Here is a 25,379-nt window from a genome sequence, read left to right on the forward strand (position 1 = left end):
CATCGACCGGCGGGTGCCGCGTTTCCGGAGAGCCACCGCGGTGTATCCGGACGGTAAACCCGCACTCCGGAACGGCCTTCTTCGCCACCCCCTTCACTGGTTATCGGCGGTGATTCGGCCACGCTTTTCCGGACGGCCGGAAGAATCGCCCGAAGAATACGCTGCCGGGTGCCGCATTCGCCCGGCAGTCCACAGTGGATTGGGCACACAGCGGGGTTGTCCGTGCTCACGGACCACGAACGAGCTCGCCGGCCGGGGCACCGGGGACGACCACCGGTATTCAGGCGACCACCTTGGGTGCGCCACCCCGGCGGCAGTGATCGAAATTTTCCGCCTCCGCGTTACAAGCTTTTCCTGAGAAGAAGCTGAAGACATTTCGCGTACCAGCGAGTAGTACTAGACAGTAGGTCTAGACTTGGACTGTTCGTCCAGACCCGGAGGTGGCGGTGGAGTACTGGTACACCGATGAGCGTTCGGGGACGCGGTACCCCGGTGATCCGCTGCGCTGGCGCGGCGACGACGGCGCCCCGCTGACCGTCACGCCGCTGCAGGGTCTGCGCCCGGACGACGTCGACACCGGGGTGCGCTCGCTGTGGCGGTACCGGGCCGCGCTGCCGGGCGATCTGCGTCCGGTGTCGCTCGGCGAAGGCTGCACCCCGCTGCTGCCGCGGGCCTGGGGCGAAGCCGACGTCCGGTTCAAGCTCGAATGGTTCGGCCCGACCGGCAGCTTCAAGGACCGTGGCTCCAGCGTGATGATCTCCGCGCTGGCCGGCGCCGGGGTGCGCGAACTGCTGGAGGACAGCTCGGGCAACGGCGGCTCCTCGGTGGCGGCCTACAGCGCCGCGGCCGGGATCGCGGCGACCGTCCTGGCGCCCGAAGGGACGTCACCGGCGAAGGTCCTGCAGGCCCGCGCGTACGGCGCGGCCGTCGAACTGGTGCCGGGCACCCGCGACGACACCGCCGCCGAAGCCGTCCGCCGCTCGGCCCGCACGACCTACGCCAGCCACAACTGGCACCCGTTCTTCCTGCAGGGCACCAAGACGCTGGCCTACGAGCTGTGGGAGGACCTCGGGTTCCGCGCGCCGGACGCCGTCGTCACCGTCGCCGGCGCGGGCAGCATCGTGCTGGGGTGCGACCTCGGGTTCGGGGAGCTGCTGGCCGCCGGGTCGATCACGCGGCGCCCGCGGCTGCTCGTCGCCCAGCCGCGCAACTGCTCCCCGATCGACGCGGCCTTCCACGACCGGCAGCCACCGCCGTTCGCCCCGACCGTCGCCGAGGGAACGGCGATCCGCCGTCCCGTCCGGCTGCCGGAGGTGCTGGCGGCGATCCGGCGCTCGGGCGGCGGCACCGCGGCGATCGAGGAGGACGCCATCGCCGCGGCCGCCCGCCGGCTGGCGTCCCTCGGCCTCTACGCGGAGCCGACCAGCGCGACGGCCGCCGCGGCCGTCGACGTGTTCCGCGCGCGGGGCGCGATCCGCCCGGGCGAGACCACGGTCGTCGTCCTCACCGGCTCGGGCCTGAAGGCGGCGGACCGGCTGCGGGAGCTGATCGGATGACCGAGGACGAGCTGTTGCTGCGCGAAGCCGAGAAGATCGCCCACGCGGTCGGCCGGATGTTCCCCGGCCTGTGCGAGGTGGTGCTGCACGACCTGCGCGACCCGGCCCACGCGGTCCGCGCGATCGAAGGCGGCCTGTCCGGCCGCGCGGTCGGCGACCCGGCCACCGAGCTGGGCCTGGCCCGCATCGCCGACCCGGACTTCCCGGACGTCCTGCAGAACTATCCGAACCGCTTCCCGGACGGCCGCCCGGCGAAGAGCACCTCGATCGGGATCCGCAATTCGGACGGCGAGTACGTCGCGGCGCTGTGCCTCAACCTCGACGTCTCCCTGCTGGGCCCGGCCGCCCGGGCCCTGACCCGCCTGGCCCGGACGGACGCCCCGGCGCCGCTGGCCGAATCCCTGCGCGCCCGCACGGCCGACGAGCTGCGCGCCCTGGTGGAGGACTACGCCACCGAGCGCGGCCACACCCCGCGCAGCCTGCCACCGTCGGGCAAGAAGGACCTCGTGCGGTCGTTGAAGGCGCGGGGGTTCCTCGAGCTGAAGAACGCGGTGCCCGCGCTGACCGACCTGCTGGGCATCTCCCGGGCGAGCGTCTACAACTACCTGCGCTGACCGCATCGCCCGGCAGAGGCCACCCAGTTGGTGACCCGCTGTGACGGCCGTGGCGTACAGTGACTCCCGCCACAGACGTGAGGGGGAGCTCATGCGGGGGAACGAGCGTGCGCGCACGGTCGGGTTCTGGCGGGCCGTGGAAATGCTCAGCCCCTCGACCGTGCCCAAGGTCGACCGCGGCGGCCCCGACGCGGACCGGCTGGTGTTCGACCTCCGTCCGGACGAGCTCGCCCCGTGGGAAGCCGGCCATCCGCTGACCGCGAAGCCGCTACCGCCGTCCCTTGCCTGGCAGTTCACCGTCTACGGCGGGCTGTACGAGCTCTCGTCGATCCGGACGGCCTTGGTGCGGGCGTTCGGGGACGACGGCAAACCTCCCGAGGCCCGCAAGGGCGGCCTGGCGGCCGTGTTCGCCTTGACCGTCGATGCCGACGGCTTCGTCGTCGAAAACTCCGGGACGCTGTCGGCCTGTGCCTGGGCGCTCGGCCGCCTCGGTGACGCCGGTCCCGATTCGGCCGGCTGGCTCGACGGCTTCGAAGACGAGGCGGCGGCCTTCGCCGCCGGCCTCGACCAGCTGGCCCCTCCGCAGCCCGAACACGACCGTCCGACGGCATTTCGCAAGGCGGCGAAGGCCGCCGGCGAGCAGGCGAAGGCGGCGGCGATCGACGCGGCCGGCGCCGGGGCCAAGGCGACCGGAGCCGCGGTCACGACCGCCGCGGCGACCGCCATCGGCTCGCTCGCGGGTCCGGTCGCGGGCGGCATCGCCGGTGCCGTCGCCGGCACCTTCGCCGAAAAGCTGCTGACGCCGCGCCCGAAAGGGGCCACGGCGTCCCCCGGCAAGGGCGGCGGGCCGCGAGCTCCCCGGTTCCTCATCACGGCCGAGGCACTCCACGAGTTCACCGCCGAACTGGCCACGGCGCTGGGTGCCGCGGACGTGCTGGAGCCGCGCGGGATCCGGATCCAGTGCACGAAGGTCCGGGTCAAGAACGCGGCCGACGAGCCCGAACAAACCTTCCTGAACAGCTTCATCGCCGACGACCTCGCCAAGATCGAACGCGCCGTCCGGCGCGGCGACATCGGTACCGGCCTCGGGCGCTACCTCGACAGCGCCCCGGCCGACCGGATCGACGTGCGCGACCACCCGCAAACCCTGGTCGACGGCGTCGATCCCGCCGCGCAGCCGCGGGGGCGCTGGCCGGGTGCGGTCACCAAGCCGCTCGTGCTCAGCCAGCAGTTCGCGGTCGACCGGATCATGGCCGACCTCGGCGCGGACGGCGGCGTGTTCGCTGTCAACGGACCCCCCGGAACCGGCAAGACGACCCTGCTCCGGGACGTCGTCGCCGCCATCCTGGTGCACCGCGCCCGGGCCTTGGCCGGCCTGGCCACGCCCGCCGACGCGTTCACCGGTCCCCTCGCGAGGGTGAAGATCACGGAGACGTATTCGGTCTCCGTGCGCGGTCTCGACCCGGCGGTGACAGGCTCGGAAATCCTCGTCGCCACCTCCGGGAACACCGCGGCCGCCAACGTCACCGCCGAGATCCCCGGCCTCGGTGCGGTGGCCGGCGTGGAGGCCGAAGCGGCCGCAGCCGACTACTTCACCGAGCTGGCCTCCCATGTGCTCGGCGGTCCGGCGTGGGGGCTGCTGGCCGCCACATTGGGCAACCGGAACAACTGCGGGGTCTTCGCCAAGCGGTTCTGGTGGGGTGACGAAACCGGCCGGCCGCGGACGAAGGTCGACGACGACTCCCCCGCACCCGCCGTTTCCGGCATGCAGCAGCTCCTGCGCCAGGCCCACAAAGAACCGGACACGGCCGGGAGCTGGCCGGAGGCGGTGAAGCGATTCCACGACGCGGAGGCGCTCGTCGCCCGGCTGGCGGCCGAACGCGGGCAAGTGGCGCAAGCTTTCCGGGATCGTCCCGCGCTCGAAACGAGGCTTCGAGCGGCGGACGAGTCACTCGCCCAGCTCGGCGCCCGGGAATCCCGGCTCCAGCACCGGCTCGCGGAGACCCGGCGCGGCCGGGCCGCCGCCTCGGCTGCCCTCGACCACGCCGCGGCGGCGCACCGCGACCACCGCGGCGACAAGCCCGGCTTCTGGGTTTCCCTGTCGACGTGGTTCCGCGCCGGCCGGGAATGGGAGGCGGAGCACCGCCGGCTCAAGGCGAATCGCGACCAGGCCGAGGACGTCCTCCGACAGCGGGAAGCGGCGCTCGCCCACCTCAGCGAAGAAAGCTCGGCCTTGACTCAGCAGCTGCAGCAACGGACCGCCGAGCGCGCCCGGACCGCCGCGGCTCTCGAAGCCGCCGTGGCGACCGTCGACGCCGCCCGGAACCGGTGGCCGGGGTGCCTGCCCGAACCCCCGGGACCCGGCGGGGACCAGGACGTCTTCCAGCTGTGCACGCCTTGGGCCGACCACGAGTTCACGGCCGCCCGGAACCAGCTCACCCTGGAAGCACTCCGGCTGCACAAGGCATTCGTGCTCGGGGCCGGCCCGCCCGTCCGGGACAATCTGACCGTCGCGGCCACCCTGCTCGGCGCGAGCCCCGCCATCCCCGATGACGCGCTGCCGGCCGTTTGGCAGACCCTTTTCCTCGTCGTACCGGTGATCTCCACGACCTTCGCGTCCCTGCCGAGGCTCTTCGGGCGGCTGGGCCGCGAAGCACTGGGCTGGCTGTTCGTCGACGAGGCCGGTCAGGCCACCCCGCAGCAGGCGGCCGGAGGCATCTGGCGGGCCCGGCGGGCGGTGCTCGTGGGCGATCCGCAGCAGCTGGAACCGATCGTCACCCTGCCCACGACAGCGCAGCACGCCTTGCTGAAGCGGTACCGGGTCGCCGAACACTGGCTCCCCGACGTCACGTCGGCCCAGCGCGCCGCCGACCGGCTCAACCGATACGGGACGTCCCTGGCCGACGCGGTCGGAGACGGCTCCACCTGGGTCGGGGCCCCGCTCCGCGTCCACCGCCGCTGCGACCGCCCGATGTTCGAGATCTCGAACCGGATCGCCTACGGTGGCACGCTGATGGTCTACGGCACCGGGTCGCGGGCGCCGTACCCAGGCCGCAACCGGTGGATCGACATCCCTTCGGGTCAGTCGAGCAACAACTGGATCCCGGCCGAAGGCGAGGCGCTGGCCCGGTTGCTCACGGAGCTCCTCGCCGACGAAGTCGCCCCTCGCGATGTCCGGATCATCAGCCCGTTCCGCGACGTCGTCACCGGCGCGAAGCGGATCGCCGGCGAAACGTTCGGCTTCGGCTTCGCCGCGGCCAACGTGGGAACCGTGCACACGGTCCAGGGCCAGGAGTCGGACGTCGTGGTGCTGGTGCTCGGCAGCGCTGCCCGCAACGACCGGGCCCGCGGCTGGGCCGCGGCCACGCCCAACCTGCTCAACGTGGCGGTCTCGCGGGCGAAACGCCGCCTGTACGTCATCGGCGACCGGGAGCGGTGGCGGAATCAGCGTTATTTCGACGTCCTCGCCGCGGCTCTGCCCGCCGATCCGGGTTCGACGCGCTGAGGTCAGAAGATCGACCAGCCGGTCAGCGTCGTGAACCGGTCCAGCGCGGCCACCCCGGCCACGGAATTGCCGCGCGCATCCAGGCCCGGGCTCCACACGCACACCGCGCACCGGCCCGGGACGATCGCCAGGATGCCGCCGCCCACGCCGCTCTTGCCCGGTAATCCCACGCGGTAGGCGAACTCGCCCGCCGCGTCGTAGGTTCCGCAGGTCAGCATCACCGCGTTGATGCGCTTCGCCGCGCTCAGGTCGAGCAGGCGGGAACCGTCGTTGCGGATGCCGTGGCGGGCCAGGAACACCGCCGACCGGGCCACGTCGGCGCAGCTCATCGCGATCGAACACTGGCGGACGTACTGGTCCAGCACCGACGGCACCGGGTGGCGCATGTTGCCGTAGGAGGCCATGAAGTACGCCAGGGCGCGGTTGCGGTCCGCGTGCGCCGCCTCGGACGCCGCCACCTCCGGGTCCACCGCGATCTCCGGACGGCCGCTCTCCTGGCGGACGAACGCCAGCAGCGCCTCGGCCGCGTCGCCGCCGCGGGCCAGTTCGTCGGTCACCACCAGTGCGCCCGCGTTGATGAACGGGTTGCGCGGAATGCCGTCCTCGTGTTCCAGCTGCACCAGCGAATTGAACGGGTCGCCCGACGGTTCGCGGCCGACTCGCGCCCACACGCCGTCGCCCCGCGAGAGGGTCAGCGCCAGCGTGAACACTTTGGACATGCTCTGCACCGAGAACGGCCGCTGCCAGTCGCCGACGCCGTGGACCGCACCGTCCACTTCGGCCACCGCCATGCCGAAGCGGCCCGGTTCCACCCGGGCCAGGGCGGGAATGTAGTCCGCGACGGCGCCGCGGCCGATCTCCGGCGCGACGTCGTCGGCTATCCGGTCCAGCAGCGCCGCGAGATCCACGGCCGTAGCGTAGAAGGCGGGCCGAGCCGGACGACGCGCACCCCCGGGTGATCTTCCGCCGTGACGTCCGGCACACCTTAAGTCTTCCTTAGCCCGCTTGGTGACTTGCCGCACATCGCTCTAGCGTCTGGCAACCATGGATTCCTCGCTGCTCACCGAAAAAGGTGAAAGCTATTCGAAAGCACTGGGCAACCGCCAGGTGCAGATGATCGCCATCGGCGGCGCGATCGGTGTCGGGCTGTTCCTCGGCGCCGGCGGCAAGCTCCACCAGGTCGGCCCGTCGCTGATCTTCTCCTACGCGATCTGCGGAATCGCCGCCTACTTCGTGATGCGCGCGCTCGGCGAGCTCGTCCTGCACGAGCCCAGCTCCGGCAGCTTCGTCACCTACGCGCGGAAGTTCATCGGCCCGTGGGCCGGGTTCGCCTCCGGCTGGATGTACTGGGTGAACTGGGCGATGACCGGGATCGCGGAGATCACCGCGGTCGCCATCTACGTCCACAAGTGGCTGCCGGACGTGCCGCAGTGGATCACCGCGCTGATCGCCCTCGGGGTCCTGCTGATGGTGAACCTGCTGTCGGTCAAGGTGTTCGGCGAGCTGGAGTTCTGGTTCTCGGTGGTCAAGGTGCTGGCCATCCTCGTCTTCCTGGTCACCGGCGCCGGCCTGGTGCTGACGAGCGCGGACATCGGCGGCACGCCCGCCGGCGCGCACAACCTGACCGGACACAGTGGACTGTTCCCGGCGGGCATCGGCGTCGCGCTGATGACGCTGCAGGCGGTCATCTTCGCCTACTCGGCCATCGAGGTCGTCGGCATCGCGGCCGGCGAAACGAAGAACCCGCGCCAGGTGCTGCCGAAGGCGATCAACGGCGTGGTCTGGCGGATCGGCGTGTTCTACGTCGGCTCGGTGCTGTTGCTGGCGATGCTGCTGCCGTGGCCGTTCTACAGCGGCGACGAAAGCCCGTTCGTCACCGTGTTCAGCCGGCTCGGCATCCCGGGCATCGGCGACGTGATGAACGCGGTGGTCCTGACCGCGGCGCTGTCCAGCGTCAACTCCGGCCTCTACTCGACCGGCCGGATCCTGCGCTCGCTGGCCGAAAAGGGCGAGGCGCCGTCGTTCGTCAGCCGGATGAGCCGCCGGCAGGTGCCCTACGGCGGCATCCTGTTCACGTCGGTGGCCTACGTCCTGGGCGTGGTGCTGAACTACCTGGTGCCGAAGGAGGCGTTCGACATCGCCATCGCGATCGCCTCGCTCGGCGTGATCAGCACGTGGGCGACGCTGATCTTCTGCCAGCTGCGGCTGCGCCAGGCTGCGTTGCGCGGCGAGCTCGAGCGCCCGTCGTACCGGATGCCGTGGGCGCCCTACAGCGGGTGGGCCACGCTCGGTTTCCTGGCACTGGTGGTGGTGCTGATGGGCTTTTCCGACGGCGCGGAGAAGGTCGCGTTCTCCTCGATCCCAGTGCTTGCGGTGGTCCTGGCCGTGGGCTGGCGGTTCGTGCTGAAGCGCCGCGAACGCGCCCCGCTCGGGTAGCGCCCGGGTCCGCCCCGGGTAGCGGACCGGGGCGGGCCGGGCATACTCGACGCGTGTCTTCGAGCAGCACCGAACCCCGGCGGGTGACGATCCACGACGTCGCCCGCTCGGCCGGGGTTTCCCGGCAGACGGTGTCGCGGGCGCTGAACGACAAGGGCGAGATCGACGGCTCGACCAAGCAGCGCGTCCTCGACGCCGCCCGCGAGCTCGGGTACCGCCCGAGCCGCTTCGCCCGCGGCCTGGTCCGGCCGGACACCACCACGATCGGGCTCGTCGTGCCCGACCTGCTCAACCCGTTCTTCACCGAAGTCGCCTCCGGGGCCCTCGCGGCGGCCCGGAGCCGCGGCTGGCACGTCGTCGTCTACGACACCACCGACGACCCCGAGCAGGAGCTGGCCACGCTGCGGGTGATCGGTGCCCAGGTCGACGCGGTCGCCGGGTACTTCGGCCGGTCCGAAGCGGACCTCGACCGGCTCACCGCCGGCATCCCGGTCGTCCTGATCGGCCGGGAGCCGCGCACCCCGCGGTTCAGCGGCATCGGGATCGACGGCGAGGACGGCGTCCGCGAGGCCGTCGCCCACCTGGTCTCGCGCGGGCACCGGCGGATCGGCATGCTCGACGGGCGGCCTGCCCCGAGCGTCCGACGGCAGTGGTTCCTGCGGGCCGCCGCCGAGTGCGGGGTCTCCGTGCACCCCGGCTGGATCGCCGGCGGCGCCCAGAGCGTCGACGGCGGCGGCGCGGCGCTGGCTGCCCTGCTCACCGCGCACCCGGACGTCACCGCCCTGTTCGCGTTCAACGACGTGATGGCGATCGGCGCCCTGCGCGAGGCTCGCCGGTTCGGCCTGCGGGTGCCCGCCGACCTCGCCGTGATCGGGTTCGACGGGCTGGCGCTCGGCACCCTGGTCGAGCCGGAGCTCTCGAGCGTCGCGGTCGACACCCGCGCGGTCGGCGCGCTGGCCGTCGAGCAGGCGGCCCGGCTCGTGACCGGTGCCGAGCCGCTCGAACCCGGTGAGCTGATCGTCCGCGCCCGCCTCCACCTGCGCGAATCCGCCTGATCCCTTGACACCCCGTCCCAGCGCGAAGCACACTGCGGAGCGCTCCGTGAACGTTCACGGGAACGTTCACGGACACCGGCCGAGCGCGGAAAGGACCCCATGTCGTACCTCGAAGACCCCGGCCCGGGCCGGGGCTCGCTTCCGCCGCGCGCGGCTTTCACGTCCGACGCGCCGTCGCTGTCGTTGAACGGCTCCTGGCGGTTCCGGCTGTCGTCGAGCCTCGCGGCCGCGCCGGCGGGGATCGAAGCCGAGGGGTTCGACGATTCGGCGTGGGACGAGCTGCCGGTGCCGTCGCTGTGGCAACTGCACGGCCACGGCCGGCCGGCCTACACGAACGTGCGCTATCCGTTCCCGGTCGACCCGCCGCACGTGCCGTCGGACAACCCGACCGGCGACCACCGGCTGCGGTTCGACCTGCCCGGGGACTGGCCCGCCGGCTCCGCGGTGCTGCGCTTCGACGGGATCGACTCCTGCGGCCGGATCTGGCTCAACGGCACCGAGCTCGGCGTGACGCAGGGCAGCAGGCTGCCGTCGGAGTTCGAAGTCGGGCCGCTGCTGCGGCCGGCGGGGAACGTCCTCGTGGTGCGCGTGCACCAGTGGTCGGCCGCCAGCTACCTCGAGGACCAGGACATGTGGTGGCTGTCCGGGATCTTCCGCGCGGTCACCCTGCTCGCCCGCCCGGACGGCGGCATCGGCGACTACTGGGTCCGCGCCGATTACGACCACACGACCGGCCTGGGCACCGTCCGCGTCGAGACCGGCCCGGACGTCGTGCTGGACCTCCCCGAGCTCGGCGTCGCCGGGCACCCGGCGGGGGAACCGCTGGAGCTGCCGGTCGAACCGTGGAGCGCCGAAACGCCCCGGCTCTACGACGGGATACTGTCGACCGTCGCCGAGCGAGTGCCCGTGCGGATCGGGTTCCGGACGGTGTCCATCGAGGACGGGCAGCTCAAGGTCAACGGCCGCCGGCTGCTCCTGCGCGGGGTGAACCGCCACGAGCACGACCCGCGCACCGGGCGCGCGGTGTCGCCGGAGACCGCGCTGGCCGACGTGCTGCTGATGAAACGCCACCACGTCAACGCCGTCCGGACCAGCCACTACCCGCCGGATCCGGCGTTCCTCGAGCTGTGCGACACCCACGGCCTGTGGGTGATCGACGAGTGCGATCTGGAAACGCATGGCTTCGAGCCGCTGGGCTGGGCCGGCAATCCCAGCGGCGAGCCGGTCTGGGCCGAGGCGTACCTCGACCGGATCCGGCGCACGGTGGAGCGGGAGAAGAACCGGCCCAGCGTCATCCTCTGGTCCCTGGGCAACGAAAGCCACACCGGCGAGAACCTGGCGCGGATGGCGGAGTGGGTGCACCACCGCGACCCGACGCGGCCGGTCCACTACGAAGGCGACCACGAATGCGCCTATGTGGACGTCCACAGCCGGATGTACGCCACGCACGAGGAGGTCGAGCGGATCGGCCGGCGCGAGGACACCAACCTGCGCCGCCGGGACCTGCCGTTCGTGCTGTGCGAGTACGGGCATGCGATGGGCAACGGCCCGGGCGGCCTGCTGGAGTACCGCGCGCTGTTCGAGCGGTACCCGAACTGCCAGGGCGGGTTCATCTGGGAGTGGATCGACCACGGCCTCGCCGCCGACGGGCACTTCGCCTACGGCGGGGACTTCGGCGAGCCGCTCCACGACGGCAACTTCGTCATCGACGGCCTGCTCTTCCCCGACCGGACGCCGTCGCCGGCGCTGACCGAGTTCGCGAAGATCATCGAGCCGGTCCGGATCGAGCCGGACACGGCCGGGATCCGGGTGAGCAACCACTACGACTTCGTGGACACCGGGCACCTGTCGTTCTCCTGGACGCTGGAGGACGAAGGAATCACTGTCGCGCAAGGCGTGCTCGACGTTCCGTCCGTCCACTCCGGACAGAGCGTTTCGGTGCCGCTACCCGAACTGCCCGCGACCAGCGGCGAATCGTGGTTGACGGTGTCCGCGGTGCTGGCTTCGGCGACCGCGTGGGCGCCGGCCGGCCACGTCGTCGGCTGGGGGCAGCTGGCGGTGTCGGCGGCCCCCGCCCCGGCGCCGCTGCCGCCGCGCGGTCCGGTGTTCCGCACCGGCGGGCGGCTGGTGCTGGGTGCCGGCGAGTTCGACGCCGCGACGGGCATCCTGTCGGCCCTCGGCGGGCACGTCGTGCACGGGCCACGGCTCGACGTCTGGCGTGCGACGACCGACAACGACCGCGGCACGTTCGCCGGCCCTCCCGACGCCGGCCAGTGGCGTGAGGCGGGGCTGCACCGGATGCAGCACCGGGTGATCGCGGTCGACGCCGACGGCGAAGAGCTGGTGGTACGAACCAGGGTCGCGCCGCCGGCGCAGCCGTTCGGGCTGTTCGCCGACTACACCTGGACGGCGTTCGGCGACCGCCTGCGGCTGCGGGTCGGGGTGACCCCGGACGGCGAGTTCCCCGGCACGCTCCCCCGGCTCGGGCTGACGATGGCGGTCCCGGGGGCGTTCGGCTCGGCCGAGTGGTTCGGCGGCGGCCCGGGCGAGGCGTACCCGGACAGCCGCCAGGCGGCGCGGATCGGCCGGTTTTCCCGCAGCATCGACGGGCTGCAGACGCCGTACGTGTTCCCGCAGGAGAACGGCAACCGCACAGCGGTCCGCTGGGCGCGGCTGACGACCCCGGACGGCGAAGGCGTCCAGGTGGACGGCGACCCGGTCTTCGACTTCACGGCCCGCCGCTGGACGGCGGCGGACCTGGAGGCGGCGCGGCACACCGACGACCTGGCGCCGGGCGAGCTGGTGCACCTGACGCTGGACGTCGCACAGCACGGGCTCGGGTCGGCGTCGTGCGGGCCCGGCGTGCTGCCGCGGTACCGGCTGGTGCCGCAGAAGACGGAGTTCACGTTGTGGTTCCGGGCGGTGCCGTCCCGGTGAGGCGGCGGCCGGGCCGAGCGCGGCAGGCCGGGCGCGGTGGGCCGGGCAAGGCGCGCTCGTGAGGGGTAAGGCGTGTTCTAACCCGCCTTACCCCTCACGACACCCGGCTCAGCCGCGCAGCATCGGCGGGTACAGCAGTTCGGCCCGGCCCCGCCGGTAGAGCCGGGCCGGGCGGCCGCCGTCGCGGGTGGTGGTGCGGCCGGTCGGTTCGAGGAGCCCGTCCGCTCCCGTCACCTTGCGGTGGAAGTTGCGCGGGTCCAGCCGCGTGTCCCAGACCAGTTCGTACACCCGGCGCAGCTCCGCGACGGTGAACTCCGGCGGGCAGAACGCCGTCGCCAGCGGGGAGTACTCCAGTTTGGCGCGGGCGCGCTCGAGGCCGTCGGCGAGGATGCGGTCGTGGTCGAACGCCAGCCGCTCGGCCGACAGCGCCCGCACCGGCGCCCAGCGGGCCTCCGCCGCGTCCGTGCCCGCGCGCGGGACCGGGAGGTCCGGGGCCAGCGCCAGGTACGCCACCGTCACCACCCGCATGCGCGGGTCGCGGTCCGGAGCGCCGTAGCCGGCGAGCTGTTCGATGTGGACGGATCCCGGGGCCAGCCCGGTCTCCTCGGCCAGTTCCCGGCGCGCCGCGTCCGCCAAGTCCTCGTCCGGCCGGACGAACCCGCCGGGCAGCGCCCACTCCCCCAGGTACGGCTCGACGCCGCGGCGCACCACCAGTGCGCACAGCTCGTCCCCGGTCAGGGTGAGCACGACGAGGTCGACGGTGACGGCGAACGGCGGGTGACCCATGCCACCACCCTAATCGTCAGCTTGACGATTAGCCACTCCGCCCATATCGTCACCACGACGATAAGAGGAGGACTCCATGGCTGACATCGACCGCCGGTTCGGGTTCCGGCACCTGCGCGGCGCCCCGACCGTGCACATCCGCCACTACCGCCGCGGCAAGCTCGCGCACGACGGCGTCGGACTGTCCTTCTGGTACCGGCCGCTGACGGCGGTCGTGTCGGAGGTGCCGGTGGACGACCGCGAGCTGCCGCTGCTGTTCCACGCCCGCACGGCCGACTTCCAGGACGTGACCGTCCAGCTCGCACTGACGTTCCGGATCGAGGACCCGGCGCTGGCCGCGCAGCGCATCGACTTCTCCATCGACCCGGACACCGGACGCTGGAGAAGCGACCCGCTGGCGCAGATCAGCGGGCTGCTGACGGAAAACGCCCAGCAGTACGCGGTCGAGGTGCTGACCCGCACGCCGCTGGCGACCGCGCTCGTCGACGGCGTCCGCGCGGTCCGCGACCGGATCCGCGCGGGACTGGCCGAAGAGGACACCCGGCTCGCGCAGACCGGCTCGACGGTGATCGACGTCCGCGTGGTCGCGATCCGGGCCGAGCCGGAGGTCGAGAAGGCGCTGCAGACGACGGCGCGGGAGAAGGTGCAGCAGGAAGCCGACCGAGCGACCTTCGAGCGGCGCGCGCTCGCCGTCGAACGCGAACGCGCGATCGGCGAAAACGAGCTGCAGAACCAGATCGAGCTGGCCCGCCGCGAGGAGCAGCTGCTCGCCCAGCGCGGCGCGAACGCCCGCCGCCAGGCCGAAGAAGCGGCCGCGGCGAACCGGATCGAGACGGAGGCGCAGGCGCTGCGGAAGGAGCGGCTGACCCAGGTGGAGGCGGACGGCAAGCGAGCACTCGGCGAGGCGGAGGCAGCGGGCGAGGCCGCCCGGCTGGCGGCGTATCGCGACTTGCCGGAGGGCGTGCTGACGGGGCTGGCGTTGAAGGAACTGGCGGGAAATCTGCCGCAGATCGACAACCTGGTGCTGACCCCGGACCTGCTCACGCCGCTGCTGACCCGGCTGGGGGTGGGATCGTGAGCGCCGTCGCGGGGTGGCGGCCAGCTGCCGCGGCGAGGGGGAAGCTCCTCGCCGTCCGCCACCCGGGTGGCCGGTCGTGAGCCTCGCCCCGCGGGTCGTCCTCGTGCACCGCCGTACCGAGCTCGACGAGCTCGTCGCCCGCCACGGCACCCGCGGGCAGGCCGAGTTCTTCCTCCGCACCCGCGGCCGTGACCTCGCCGAGGTGACCGCCGCCGACACCGCCCTGCGCGCCGCGCTCGCCGCCGCCAGTGCCGCTATTCCGCTCGACTGGCGCCGGGGCGAGGTCGAACGGGCCGACCTCGACCGGTTCCTCTTCACGCCGGAGGACGTCGTCGTGGTGGTCGGGCAGGACGGGCTCGTCGCCAACGTCGCCAAGTACCTCGACGGCCAGCCCGTCATCGGGGTCGCGCCCGGTGCGCCCGGCGTGCTCGTCCGGCACCCGGCGCACGCCGTCGCCGATCTCGTGCGGTCCACCGGCACCGTCGAGCACCGGACCATGGCCGAGCTCACCGCCGACGACGGCCAGCGGCTGCTCGCCCTCAACGAGATCTACCTCGGGCACGCCGGGCACCAGACCGCCCGCTACCGGCTGGGCGCCGGCGGCGGGACCGCCGAACGCCAGGCGTCTTCGGGCATCCTCGTCGGCACCGGCACCGGGGCCACCGGCTGGTGCGGCTCGGTCTGGCGGGAACGCCGCAGCGAGCTGCGCCTGCCCGCGCCCGGCGAGGCCCGGCTGGTCTGGTTCGTCCGGGAGGCGTGGCCGTCGCCGGCCACCGGGACCACCTGCACCGAAGGAGAACTGACGCGGGCGCCGCTGACCGTCGAAGTCGAATCCGACCGCCTGGTGGCGTTCGGCGACGGCCTCGAGTCCGACAGCGTCGCCCTCACCCGCGGCCAGACGGCGGTCTTCGCCCCGGCGGCGAAGACCGTCCGCCTGGTCCGGTGAATCAGGTGCCGTACCGCGCCTGGACGATCGACGGCGTGTCGAGGTTGTGGCCCGCGTCCACGCTCTGCGCCAGCCGCAGGTACTGGCCCTCGGCCCACATCAGCGGGCCCGCGCTGCCGGTCGGCCGGCCCAGCCCGAAGCAACCGACGTCGGCGCGGTCCCAGACCTGCTCGGGCACGAAGTACCCGTCGTTGACCGAGTCCGCCATGGACTTGAGGTACACCGCCGCCGAGCGGCCGTTGGCCAGCTCGTACTCGCCGCGCTCCCCCGACAGCACCGGCCACAGCCGCCCGAACCGCTGCGCGCCACCGGCGGGCCAGCCGCTGCAGCTCGCCGTGCTCTCGCCGTAGTTGTCGTGCGGGTAGCGGTGGAAGTAGACGTCGCCGTTCGGCAGCGTCACCTGCACCGCCGAGTTGCCGTCCGACGCGGCGGCCGTCGGCGCCACCGAGTTCGCGATCGTCGCGTCGCCGGCCGGGCGGATGCCGAGCCGCACCAGGTCGAGGAAGCCGAAGTCGGTGACGTCGTGTTCGTAGAAGCAGCCTTCGTCGAAGCAGATCGTCGCGCCGTCGTTCGGGTTGCCGGCGCGGTCGAGGCGTTCGTAGTAGGTGTGTCCGCCCCAGTAGCCGGACGTCGTGACGGTCCAGCCGGCCAGGGAGTTGCGCCAGGAGTCCGCTGTGGACTCCCACCCCGACGCGCTGGACGTGTCGCCGTTCGCCCGCGCGATGGCGCCCGCGGCGACGAGCCCGGCGATCTCGGCGGCCACCGACGACGGCGACTTGCCGTACTGCTCCTCCCACCGCTCGGTGGTGTCCGGGCCGGTCGAGACGATGTGGTTCGCGGTCGTCTTGACCTTGGCGTACGTCGAGGCGTCGGTGAGGCCGGTCAGCCAGGCCAGCAGGATCGCGTCGGCGTCCTGGTCGAGCTGTTCGCAGCAGCCGAGCTGCTGGGCGCTGGCGCCGGCCACGCCGGAAACCGGGCTGTAGCGCGGGAACGAGCCCGCCGGGTAGGTCGTGCCGTCGCCGGCCGTGGGGCTGCCGATCCACTGTGCGTTCCACAGGAACTGGGCCATCCGCTTGGCCTGCGCGCTGTCGCCGTCGGCCAGGAGACCGGTCGCCTGCTGGTAGAGGTCACGGCCCCAGACGCGGTGGTAGCCGTCGTTGAGGTGGTCGCCGTTGGTGAAGTCACCCCACGGCGTCGCCAGGCCGGCCACGCTCGCGCCGGGGTGCTGCTTGTCTTCGGCGGTCTTCAGGGCCATGGCCGCGACGTAGTAGGCGCGACGTCGTTGCGTGTCCCCGGAGACGCTCGCCGGGGCGGGCTTCAGACCGGTCACGTACGAGTTCCAGCCGCTGCGGTAGGACGCCGCGACGGCCGAGAACCCGCTGGTCAGCGACGCGCTCGCGGCCGAGGAAGCGGCGGTCGCGGTGCCGCCGTAGCCGAGCGCGACGGTGAACGTCGTGTCGCCGCCGACCGGAATCTGTCCACATTGGACGACATTGCCGGTACCGGAGACGTTGTCGAACTGGTTGTTCAGGGCCTTGTCGGCGCGCAGGTCGACCAGGCAGTCGCTGGCCGCACCGGTGTAGCCGTTGTCGTGCGCGGCGAAGCCGGTCGACACGCGCAGCGCGGAGACGACGGTGGTGGCCGTGCCGCCGAACAACGTCTCGGTCCCGCTGGCCATCAGGGCGCCCGAAGCGTCCCACCAGGCGTTGTCGTTCGCGCCACCGCCGGCCATGGACGGGTTGGCCAGCAGGTAGAGCCGGTAGCTGCCGCCGTCGAGCGACTGGAACCGGGTGTTGGTGAGCAGGGTCGCGCGAGCCGGGTCGGTGACGTAGTCGGTGGTGATCCGGTACTTCCCGCTCTTGGCGGTGTTGGTGACGGTGTACTGCAGCGCCTTCTCGTCGGGCATGGAAACGACGTGGTTCGTGGCGTCGCGTTCGAGGTCGACGAAGCTCGAGCCGTCGGTGACGACGAACTGCATGTCCTGCATGTTCGGGACATCGGCGCGCGGGTAGAAGACCTCGGACGTGACGCCGTTGGCGACGGTGAACCACACCGGGCTGGCGGTGGTCGCCGACGTGCCGAGCGCGGACTTGTTGCCGGTCGCCCAGGAGGCCCCACCGCCGCAGCAGTCGGTCGCGGTGCCGCTGGCCAAGGCTGTGCCGGGCACCGCCCCGGCGAGCAGAATCCCCGCTCCGGCGCAGGCCAGGACTGCTTTCCACCTGATCATCGGGACCCTCCGACGGCGTTGTCGTCAATATGTTGCGAGCCGCAACATATTGAGCCACTCGTCGGTGACAAGCAATGTCCGATCGGACTGAACCGATCCAGCCCGGCCTCAGGCGTCGGCGATCCGGTCCAGCCATTCCGCCAGCAGGACACGCTCGGCAACAGTGAGAACGGTGGCGCCGTCGAGCCCGGCGCGCAGGGCGATCGCGCGCTCCGGCAGGTCCGAACCCGCCGGCTCACTGCCTCCGGTCAGGATGCGGCTCAGCACCGTCTCCCGCGCCGTTGCCGAGAACTCCGGGTCGCGCTCTGCCGCCGGGGTTGCGATGAGGGCCAGCACCACCCCCATGCCGGTCGCGTGCACCAGCCGCGCCGCGCGGTCGACGCTCACCCGGAGCCGGCCCGCCGCCGCGACGCGCTCGACGATGCCGCGCAGCATCGCCTCCGCTTCCCGGCCCGCGGGCGACGTGCGGCCCGGGCGCGCGTCGCCGTACATGAGCACGTAGAACTCCGGGCGGGACAGGCCGAACTCGATGTGCAGATCCCAGCCGCGGCGGAGGTCCTCCACCGCGTCGCCGGTCGAGCCCAGCGCGCGCTTGCTCGACAGGTACTCGTCGAAGCCATACGCGGCGACCGCGTCGAGCAGGCCGTCCTTGTCACCGAACAGCCGGTACAGCGCCGGCGGCTGGACCCCGGCGGCGGCGCTCACCGCGCGCGTCGACAGGCCGTCGCGGCCCTCCGCCACCAGCAGCGTGGCCGCCGCCTGGAGGATCCGCTCACGGGTGTCCGCCGCCGTCTTCGTCGCCATGGTTCCGATGATAACAAAACTATGGTAGCACCCGTTCAGCCGAGGTGATCCGCGGCGACGCGGCGGGCCAGCCGGCGCAGCAGGGGGGCAGCCTCGGCCATGCAGCGGGCCGGGTCCGGCTCCAGGTCCGTCAGCGCGTACCCGGCGGCGATGCCCGCCTGGGCGAGTTCGACGGCCGAGAGCAGGCACCGTCCGGAAACCGCGACGCATGGCACGCCCGCGGCCGCTGCGGCCCGGGCCACCCCCGCCGGGGCCTTGCCCGACAGCGTCTGCCGATCGAGCGAACCTTCGCCGGTGACGACCAGGTCGGCGCCGGCGAGTGCCGCGCCGAACCCGAGCAGGTCCAGCAGCAGCTCGATGCCCGGCCGCATCCGGGCGCCCAGCACCGCCATCGCGGCGAAGCCCACTCCCCCGGCCGCGCCGGCACCCGGCCGGTCCGCGAACTCCGGGCCGGCGATCGACGCCCAGTGCCGCAACGCCGAGTCGAGCACCTCGACGTCCACGGAGGACGCTCCCTTCTGCGGACCGTAGACGGCCGCGGCGCCGTCCGGGCCGTACAGTGGATTGTCCACATCGGACGCCAGTTCGATGTCCACCCAGGACAGACCGGACAGGTCCAGTGAGGCGAGTTCGGAAAGCGCCGCACCGCCCGGCGGGAGTTCGCGCCCGGCGTCGTCGAGCAGCCGGGCACCGAGCGCGGTCAGCAGGCCCGCGCCGCCGTCGGTGCAGGCGCTGCCGCCGACGCCGAGCACGATCCGGCGGCACCCCGCCCGGACTGCGGCCGCGATGACGTCCCCAATGCCTGCGCTCGACGCGGTGCGAGGTTCCGGCCCGGCGGGGAGCCGGTGCAGCCCGGACGCCTCGGCCAGTTCCACCACCGCGGTCCGGCCCCGCACCGCGTAGGACGCCGTGAGCGGCTGCCCGGTCGGCCCGCGGGCCGGGACGGACACGCGGCGGAAACCGGCGGAGACGGCGGCGTCGACCGTGCCCTCGCCGCCGTCGGCCACCGGCAGGGCCGTCACCGTGGCCGCCGGGTGGACGTCGGCGAGGCCGGCCGCCACCGCCGACGCCACCTCGGCCGCGGTCAGCGACCCCTTGAACTTGTCCGGCGCGACGAGGACCTTCACGCGCTCGCCTTGAACGCCCGCCAGTCCCCGAGCTCGGTGATGTCCCGCAGGGCGACGTGCGAGGTGTAGGGCCGGCGCAGCAGCATCGCGAACGCCGAACTGCCGTCGGCCAGCTCCACCACGCCCAGCTCCAGCTCGTGCGGCTCAGCCGGCAGCACCCTGTCCCGCAGGGCGTCCAGGGAGACGTCGTAGACCTCGCCGGTCACCTCGGCACCACCGTGCGAGACCGGGTACAGCGCCGGGCATTGCGAACCGACCGCGTAGAAGCGGTACTTCGCCGCGGTCCGGGCGGTGCCCACGAACGGCGAGCCGTCCAGGAGGTGGTGCAGGGGCTCGCCGCGCATGGCGCCGCCGTTGAAGAACATCAGAGCCACGGGAATCTCCTTATCGGAAGAGGGCTTCGACACCGTCGATGGCGAAGTACACGGCGAAGACGAGTGCCAGCAGCGAAAGCAGCCAGCCGGCCTCGCGCCACTTGCCGCGGCCGATCTTGATCAGCACGAACGCGATCAGGCCGGCGCCGACGCCGTTGGTGATCGAGTAGGTGAACGGGATCAGCGCGGCGGTGAGGAACACCGGGATCGTGTAGTCGGGATCGTTCCACGGGATGGTGCGGCACTGGGCCACCATCATGCCGCCGATGACGACCAGCGCAGGTGCCGCCGCCTGCGCCGGGACGACCCCGGCCAGCGGCGTGAACAGCAGCGTCCCGGCGAACAGCAGTCCGGTGACGACGCTGGCGAGCCCGGTCCGGGCCCCCTCGCCGACGCCGGCCGCCGATTCGAGGAACACCGTGTTCGGCGACGAGCCGGTGACCCCGCCGGCGATCGCGCCCGCGCCGTCGACCAGCAGGATCCGGCCCATCCGCGGCACCTTGCCGTTCTTCGACAGCCCGGCTTCGTCGGAGACGCTGGTGATGGTGCCCATGGCGTCGAAGAAGCCGGACAGCACCAGCGTGAACAGGAAGACCGTCGCCGCCAGCGCGCCCGCCGAGGCGAAGCCGCCGAAGAGGTCGATGTGGCCGAACAACCCGAAATCCGGAGCGGCGACGACGTGGTCGGGCAAGGCCGGGGTCGTGAGGCCCCAGCCGCCGACACCGAACCCTTCGTGCAGCACGACGGCGATCACGGTGGCCACCCCGATGCTGATCAGCACCGCACCGGGGACCTTCTGGGCCATCAGCACGATCATCAGCAGCAGGCCGAAGCAGAACACGACGATCGGCCAGCCGTGCAGGTGCCCGCTCGCCCCCAGCCGCACCGGGACCGTGGTCTGCGCCGAGTCCGGCATCCGGGTCACGAACCCGGCGCTGACCAGGCCGACCAGGGCGATGTAGAGCCCGATCCCGACGGTGATCGCCATCTTGAGCGGCCGCGGGATGGCGTTCATGATCCGTTCGCGGACGCCGCTGACCGCCATCAGCACGATGCACACGCCTTCGAGCACGACCAGCCCGAACGCCTGGGGCCAGGTCATCGACGGCGCCATCTGGAAGGCGACGATGCCGTTGATGCCGAGCCCGGCGGCCAGCGCGAGGGGCGCGTTGCCGACGAGTCCCATGAGGACGGTCATCACGGCGGCGGCGAGCGCGGTCGCCGTGGTCACCTGCGCGGCCGAGAGGCGGGCGCCGGTGATGTCGGCGGAGGCGCCGAGGATGAGCGGGTTGAGCAGCACGATGTAGGCCATCGCGACGAACGTCGTGACACCGCCGCGGACTTCGCGGCCGATCGTGGTCTTCCGGGTCCGGAGCTCGAACAGCTTTTCGAGCATCGAGCGGCGTTGTCGGGGTACTGCGTCGACTACTGGGGTGGGGACTTCGGTCTGGGTCATGCGTCCTGCCCTTGCCGGTGGGGGGTGCTCGGCCAGGCCTAGGCACAGCGCCGTGCCTGGGCGAGCGGGACGTTCGATTCGGTTGTGCTCCGGTCAGCTGGCCTTGTGGGTCAGTAGTCGGTGCGGTCGGCCTTGTCGAGCCAGGCCGCGAAGGGGGCGAAGCCATCCTTTGTGGACAGTTGCGTCACGGGAACCGTCCACGTCTCACGAGGACGGTCGAAGAGTTCGTAGAAGGCGCGGTCGTCGAAGCCGGCCTTGGCGGCGTCGTCGCGGTCGGCGGTATACAAAATTCGGTCGACGCGAGCCCACAGCGCCGAGGACAGGCACATCGGGCACGGCTCGCAGCTGGAGACGAGCACGCAGCCGTCCAGCTTGAACGTGCCGAGCGCCTGGCAGGCCGCGCGGATCGCGACCACCTCGGCGTGCGCGGTCGGGTCGAGGTTCGCGGTGACGCGGTTGACGCCGGTCGCCACGATGTCGCCGGCCCGCACGATCAGCGCACCGAAGGGGCCGCCGCCGTTGGCGACGTTGGTCTCCGCGATGCGGACGGCCTCGTCGAGCCATTCCTGCTCGACGGAAATCGACGTGGTCATCTTCAGGCTCCGGTGATGTGCTCGGGACGGATCGGGACGCGCGGCAGCTCGAGGCCGGTGGCCGCGCGGATGGCGTTGGCGATCGCCGGCGTGGCCGAGATCGTGGGCGGTTCGCCGACGCCGCGGACGCCGTAGGGCGCGTGCGGGTCGGGCCGTTCGAGGACGTCGACGCGCATCGGCGGCATGTCGAGGATGGTCGGGATGAGGTAGTCGGTGAACGACGGGTTCCGCACCTTCCCGTCCTGGACCAGGATCTCCTCCATCACGGCGAGGCCGAGGCCCTGGGCCGAGCCGCCCTGGATCTGCGCGACGACGGCGTCGGGGTTCATCGCCTTGCCGACGTCCTGGGCGCAATCGAGCTGGACCACCTTGACCAGGCCGAGCTCGACATCGACGTCGACCACCGCGCGGTGGGCGGAGAAGCCGTACTGGACGTGGGCGTCGCCCTGGCCGGTCTCCGGGTCCAGGGGGTGGGTCGGGCGGTGGTGGAACTCGCGGGTTTCCTCGATCGCGGTGTCGCCGAGCAGCTCGGCCAGGTCCGCGACGACTTCGCCGTCGGCCGCGACGACCTTGCCACCGGTGAGGCTCATGCCTTCGGCCGAGACGCCGAGCCGGCTGTATACCGTATCCGCGACCGCGCGGCAGGCGTTGCGCACCGCCCCGCCGGTGACGTAGGTCTGGCGTGACGCCGAACTGGAGCCGGCGTCGCCGACGCTCGTGTCGGCCGGGTGCACGCTCACCCGCGTCACGCCCAGCTCGGTGCGGGCGATCTGCTGCTGCAGCGTCACCAGCCCCTGCCCGACCTCGGCGGCGGCGGTGTGGACCATCGCCACCGGTTCGCCGCCGAGCACCTCCAGGCGGACGCGGGCGGTCGAGTAGTCGTCGAGACCTTCGGCGTAGGAGATGTTCTTGATCGTCACGCCGTAGCCGACGCCCCGGACCACACCCTCGCCGTGAGTCGTGTTGGACGCGCCGCCGGGCAGCTCACGGATGTCCCGTGAGCCGGTGGGCTCGGGCGGCAGCGGCAGGTCGCGGACCCGCTGGACCAGCTCGGCCACCGGCGCCGGGAAGTCGACCACCTGCCCGGTGACCACAGTGGACCCTTCGCTGAGCGCGTTGCGGATGCGCAGCTCCGCCGGGTCCATGCCGAGTGCGGCGGCCAGTTTGTCCATTTGGGACTCGTAAGCGTAAGTCGGCTGAACCGCGCCGAGCCCGCGCATCGCGCCGCAGGTCGGGTTGTTCGTGTACACACCCCAGCCCTCGATGTGGGCGTTCGGGACGTCGTAGGGTCCGACGCTGAGCGTGGTGCCGTTGCCGACCACGACCGGGGTCTTGGACGCGTAGGCACCGCCGTCGAAGTACAGCTTGGCGCGGACGTAGACGAGCTTGCCGTCGCGGGTGGCGCCGTGCTCGTAGTACATCTTCGCCGGGTGGCGGTGGACGTGCCCGAAGAACGACTCCAGGCGGTTGTAGCTCATCTTCACCGGGCGGCCGGTGCGCAGCGCGAGCATACAAGAGTGGATCTGCATGGACAGGTCTTCGCGGCCGCCGAAGGCCCCGCCGACGCCGGACAGCGTCAGCCGGACCTTCTCCAGCGGCAGCCCCAGCGCCTTCGCCGTCTGCCGCTGGTCGACGTGCAGCCACTGGGTGGCCAGGTAGAGGTCGACACCGCCGTCCTCGGCCGGCACCGCCAGCCCGGACTCCGGGCCGAGGAACGCCTGGTCCTGCATGCCGATCTCGTAGACGCCGGACACGACGACGTCCGCGGTGGCGGCCGGGTCGCCCTTGACGATCCGCTGGTGCCGCACCAGGTTCCCGCCCGGGTGCAGCTTCGGCAGGCTCTCGTCGTGGGCCGCCCGCTCGGGGTCGGTGATCGGCTCGAGGACGTCGTACTCGACGACGATCTCCTTGAGCGCCTGCCGCGCGATCTCCGGGTGGTCGGCGGCCAGGATGGCGATCGGCTCACCCTGGTAGCGGACCAGGCCGTCGGCCAGCGCCGGGGTGTCCTGGAACTTGAGGCCGTAGACGTTCTCGCCGGGTACGTCCTCGTGGGTCAGCACGGCGTGCACACCCGGCTGGGCCAGCGCCCGGGAGACGTCGAGGCGGACGATCCGGGCGTGCGGGTGCGGGCTGCGCAGCGTGGCGCCCCACAGCATGTCCTCGTGCCACAGGTCCGAGGAGTAGGCGAACTCGCCGCGCACCTTGAGCGTGCCGTCCGGGCGCAGCGGGCTTTCGCCGATACCGCCGGCGATCGTGTCGTGCAGCTGCTGCGGCGACCGGGCCGGGGCGCTCATCGGACGGCCTTCTTCGCGGCGGCGTCGCGCACGGCGTCCAGGATCTTCTCGTAGCCGGTGCACCGGCAGAGGTTCCCGGCGAGCGCCTCGCGGATCTCGACGTCGCTCGGGTCCGGGACGCGCTCGATCAGGTCGTGCGCGGCCACGAGCAGGCCCGGCGTGCAGAAGCCGCACTGGACGGCACCGCGCTCGACGAACGCCTCCTGCACCGGGTCGAGCGCGTCGCCCGACGCGAGCCCTTCGACGGTGACGACCTCGCGGCCCTCGGCCTGCCCGGCCGCGACCAGACACGCACACGCCGGGACGCCGTCGAGGTAGACCGTGCACGAGCCGCATTCCCCCTGCTCACAGGCGTTCTTCGAGCCCGGCAGGCCGAGCCGCTCACGCAGCACGTAGAGGAGGCTCTCGCCTTCCCAGACGTTGTCCGCCCGGCGGTGTTCGCCGTTGACGGTGACGTTCACGCGCACTTCGCGCTCCCTCCGCAGTATTCGGTCCAGGCCCACGTCAGCGTCCGCCGCGCCATGACAGCGAGAGCGTGCCGCCGGTAGGCCGCGCTCCCCCGCACGTCGTCGATCGGCGCGGCAGCCGCCGCGACCAGGTCACCGAAGCGGCGTTTCACCGAGTCGTTCAGCGCCTTCGGGGCGTCCCAGTCCAGCTCGCCGGCCAGGAACTCCTCGGCGGCCGGCGCCCGGCGGGGCGTCGGGGCGGCCGAGCCGACGCCGGTGCCGACCCGTCGCTCCTCCGGGTGCAGGGCCAGTCCGAAGGCGGCGACCGCGATGACCATGGCGTTGCGGGTGCCGATCTTGCTGAACTGCTGCGGGCCGGTGGCCGGGGCGATCAGCACCGCGGTGATCAGCTCGTCCGGTTCGAGGACGTTCTTCTTGACCCCGGTGTAGAAGTCCTTCGCCGCGACGACCCGGGTGCCGCGGACCGACGCGATCTCGACCTCGGCGTCCGCGGCCAGCAGCGCCGGGTGCGAGTCACCCGCGGGCGACGCCGCGCCGAGGTTGCCGCCCACCGTGCCGCGGTTGCGGATCTGCGGGGACCCGACGGTCCGCGCGGCCATCGCCAGGCCGGGCAGCCGCGTGCCGAGCTCGCCGATGATCCGGGTGTAGGGCACGGCGGCGCCGATCCGGATCCGGCCGCCGTCGGTGCCGTGCTCGTGCAGCTCGGCGACGCGGCCGAGGTCGAGCAGGGCGTCCGGACGGCGGTGGTCGAAGTTGAGCTCGACCATCACGTCCGTGCCGCCGGCGATCGGGACCGCACCGGGGTTCGCGGCCTTCGCGGCGAGCGCGCCGGCCAGCGAGTCGGGTCGGAGGAATTCCACTGTGGACGTCCTTTCGGGGCTGCTTCGGCAAGAAGTACACACGCTCGGGTGTGGCCGCGACCACGGCAAAACCCCTGAAAGACGGGTGAATTTCGAGCCCGCGTTTGTACTTTCCGACAACCGCCTTCACCCGCCCACGCAACGGCCGCCGCACGAGAGGGGGTCTCGTGCGGCGGCCGTGGTCACCCGGGTGGGGGTGGGTGGTGTTGCCCGGGGTAAAAAGGCGATCCACACCAGGGAAACGGGGGCCGCTTGGTGACGCGG

General features: G+C 72.3%; 19 protein-coding genes. 8 read left to right on the forward strand and 11 right to left on the reverse strand.

What is annotated here, in order from left to right:
* The first annotated feature begins 446 nt into the window (after positions 1 to 446).
* The 3 genes from AB0M93_RS06130 to AB0M93_RS06140 all read left to right on the forward strand — a co-directional run bounded on the left by AB0M93_RS06130 (position 447) and on the right by AB0M93_RS06140 (position 5,675).
* Entirely contained in the window at positions 447 to 1,556 is a 1,110-nt protein-coding gene (locus tag AB0M93_RS06130; protein WP_364268964.1) for a pyridoxal-phosphate dependent enzyme, read from the forward strand.
* On the forward strand, positions 1,553 to 2,170 hold the full coding sequence (locus AB0M93_RS06135; RefSeq protein WP_364268966.1) for a PAS domain-containing protein: 618 nt from the start codon (positions 1,553 to 1,555) through the stop codon (positions 2,168 to 2,170). Before AB0M93_RS06130 ends, AB0M93_RS06135 begins: the two co-directional genes overlap by 4 nt.
* 91 nt (positions 2,171 to 2,261) lie before the next feature.
* Positions 2,262 to 5,675, forward strand: a complete 3,414-nt coding sequence (locus AB0M93_RS06140; protein ID WP_364268968.1) for an ATP-binding protein — start codon at positions 2,262 to 2,264, stop codon at positions 5,673 to 5,675.
* Between the two features lie 2 nt (positions 5,676 to 5,677).
* Here AB0M93_RS06140 and AB0M93_RS06145 read toward each other — a convergent pair whose 3' ends face one another.
* Positions 5,678 to 6,583 (reverse strand): glutaminase, encoded by a 906-nt coding sequence (locus AB0M93_RS06145; RefSeq protein WP_364268969.1) that lies wholly within the window; start codon positions 6,581 to 6,583, stop codon positions 5,678 to 5,680.
* Positions 6,584 to 6,719: 136 nt separating this feature from the next.
* Here AB0M93_RS06145 and AB0M93_RS06150 point away from each other — a divergent pair, with 136 nt between their 5' ends.
* From AB0M93_RS06150 to AB0M93_RS06160, 3 genes are all read left to right on the forward strand, one after another.
* Positions 6,720 to 8,111, forward strand: a complete 1,392-nt coding sequence (locus AB0M93_RS06150; protein ID WP_364268971.1) for an amino acid permease — start codon at positions 6,720 to 6,722, stop codon at positions 8,109 to 8,111.
* 53 nt (positions 8,112 to 8,164) lie between these two features.
* Entirely contained in the window at positions 8,165 to 9,166 is a 1,002-nt protein-coding gene (locus tag AB0M93_RS06155; protein WP_364268973.1) for a LacI family DNA-binding transcriptional regulator, read from the forward strand.
* 99 nt (positions 9,167 to 9,265) lie between these two features.
* The gene (locus tag AB0M93_RS06160; protein ID WP_364268975.1) at positions 9,266 to 12,103 is read left to right on the forward strand and encodes a glycoside hydrolase family 2 TIM barrel-domain containing protein; all 2,838 of its coding nucleotides are present in this window, start codon (positions 9,266 to 9,268) and stop codon (positions 12,101 to 12,103) included.
* A 108-nt stretch (positions 12,104 to 12,211) separates the two neighbouring features.
* Here the strand turns inward: AB0M93_RS06160 and AB0M93_RS06165 are convergent, their stop codons facing one another.
* Positions 12,212 to 12,889, reverse strand: coding sequence for an NUDIX domain-containing protein (locus AB0M93_RS06165; protein ID WP_364268977.1), 678 nt, complete (start codon positions 12,887 to 12,889; stop codon positions 12,212 to 12,214).
* 76 nt (positions 12,890 to 12,965) lie between these two features.
* Between AB0M93_RS06165 and AB0M93_RS06170 the strand changes: the two genes are divergently transcribed.
* Both AB0M93_RS06170 and AB0M93_RS06175 read left to right on the forward strand, forming a co-directional pair.
* Positions 12,966 to 13,967 carry an SPFH domain-containing protein gene (locus AB0M93_RS06170; protein WP_364268978.1) on the forward strand — a complete coding sequence of 334 codons (1,002 nt, stop codon included), beginning with the start codon at positions 12,966 to 12,968 and terminating at the stop codon, positions 13,965 to 13,967.
* A 76-nt stretch (positions 13,968 to 14,043) separates the two neighbouring features.
* On the forward strand, positions 14,044 to 14,913 hold the full coding sequence (locus AB0M93_RS06175) for a hypothetical protein (RefSeq protein ID WP_364268980.1): 870 nt from the start codon (positions 14,044 to 14,046) through the stop codon (positions 14,911 to 14,913).
* Between the two features lies 1 nt (position 14,914).
* Here AB0M93_RS06175 and AB0M93_RS06180 read toward each other — a convergent pair whose 3' ends face one another.
* The 9 genes from AB0M93_RS06180 to AB0M93_RS06220 form a co-directional block, all read right to left on the reverse strand.
* Positions 14,915 to 17,140 carry a glycoside hydrolase family 15 protein gene (locus tag AB0M93_RS06180; protein WP_364268982.1) on the reverse strand — a complete coding sequence of 742 codons (2,226 nt, stop codon included), beginning with the start codon at positions 17,138 to 17,140 and terminating at the stop codon, positions 14,915 to 14,917.
* Positions 17,141 to 17,248: 108 nt separating this feature from the next.
* Entirely contained in the window at positions 17,249 to 17,944 is a 696-nt protein-coding gene (locus AB0M93_RS06185) for a TetR/AcrR family transcriptional regulator (protein ID WP_364268984.1), read from the reverse strand.
* Positions 17,945 to 17,979: 35 nt separating this feature from the next.
* On the reverse strand, positions 17,980 to 19,071 hold the full coding sequence (locus AB0M93_RS06190; RefSeq protein ID WP_364268986.1) for a glycerate kinase: 1,092 nt from the start codon (positions 19,069 to 19,071) through the stop codon (positions 17,980 to 17,982).
* The gene (locus AB0M93_RS06195; RefSeq protein ID WP_364268988.1) at positions 19,068 to 19,445 is read right to left on the reverse strand and encodes a gamma-glutamylcyclotransferase; all 378 of its coding nucleotides are present in this window, start codon (positions 19,443 to 19,445) and stop codon (positions 19,068 to 19,070) included. The genes AB0M93_RS06190 and AB0M93_RS06195 overlap by 4 nt, the downstream gene beginning before the upstream one ends.
* A gap of 10 nt (positions 19,446 to 19,455) precedes the next feature.
* Positions 19,456 to 20,901, reverse strand: a complete 1,446-nt coding sequence (locus AB0M93_RS06200; RefSeq protein ID WP_364268990.1) for an NCS2 family permease — start codon at positions 20,899 to 20,901, stop codon at positions 19,456 to 19,458.
* A gap of 110 nt (positions 20,902 to 21,011) precedes the next feature.
* A complete protein-coding gene (locus AB0M93_RS06205) occupies positions 21,012 to 21,494 on the reverse strand; it encodes a nucleoside deaminase (RefSeq protein ID WP_364268992.1) in 483 nt (160 codons plus the stop codon).
* A 2-nt stretch (positions 21,495 to 21,496) separates the two neighbouring features.
* Complete coding sequence (gene pucD, locus AB0M93_RS06210; RefSeq protein ID WP_364268994.1) at positions 21,497 to 23,788, reverse strand: xanthine dehydrogenase subunit D; 2,292 nt, start codon at positions 23,786 to 23,788, stop codon at positions 21,497 to 21,499.
* Complete coding sequence (locus AB0M93_RS06215) at positions 23,785 to 24,255, reverse strand: (2Fe-2S)-binding protein (protein ID WP_364268996.1); 471 nt, start codon at positions 24,253 to 24,255, stop codon at positions 23,785 to 23,787. The genes pucD and AB0M93_RS06215 overlap by 4 nt, the downstream gene beginning before the upstream one ends.
* Positions 24,246 to 25,115, reverse strand: a complete 870-nt coding sequence (locus tag AB0M93_RS06220; RefSeq protein ID WP_364268998.1) for an FAD binding domain-containing protein — start codon at positions 25,113 to 25,115, stop codon at positions 24,246 to 24,248. The genes AB0M93_RS06215 and AB0M93_RS06220 overlap by 10 nt, the downstream gene beginning before the upstream one ends.
* Between the last annotated feature and the right edge of the window lie 264 nt (positions 25,116 to 25,379).

It is taken from the genome of Amycolatopsis sp. NPDC051102 (assembly GCF_040682815.1).
Taxonomy (GTDB): Bacteria; Actinomycetota; Actinomycetes; order Mycobacteriales; family Pseudonocardiaceae; genus Amycolatopsis.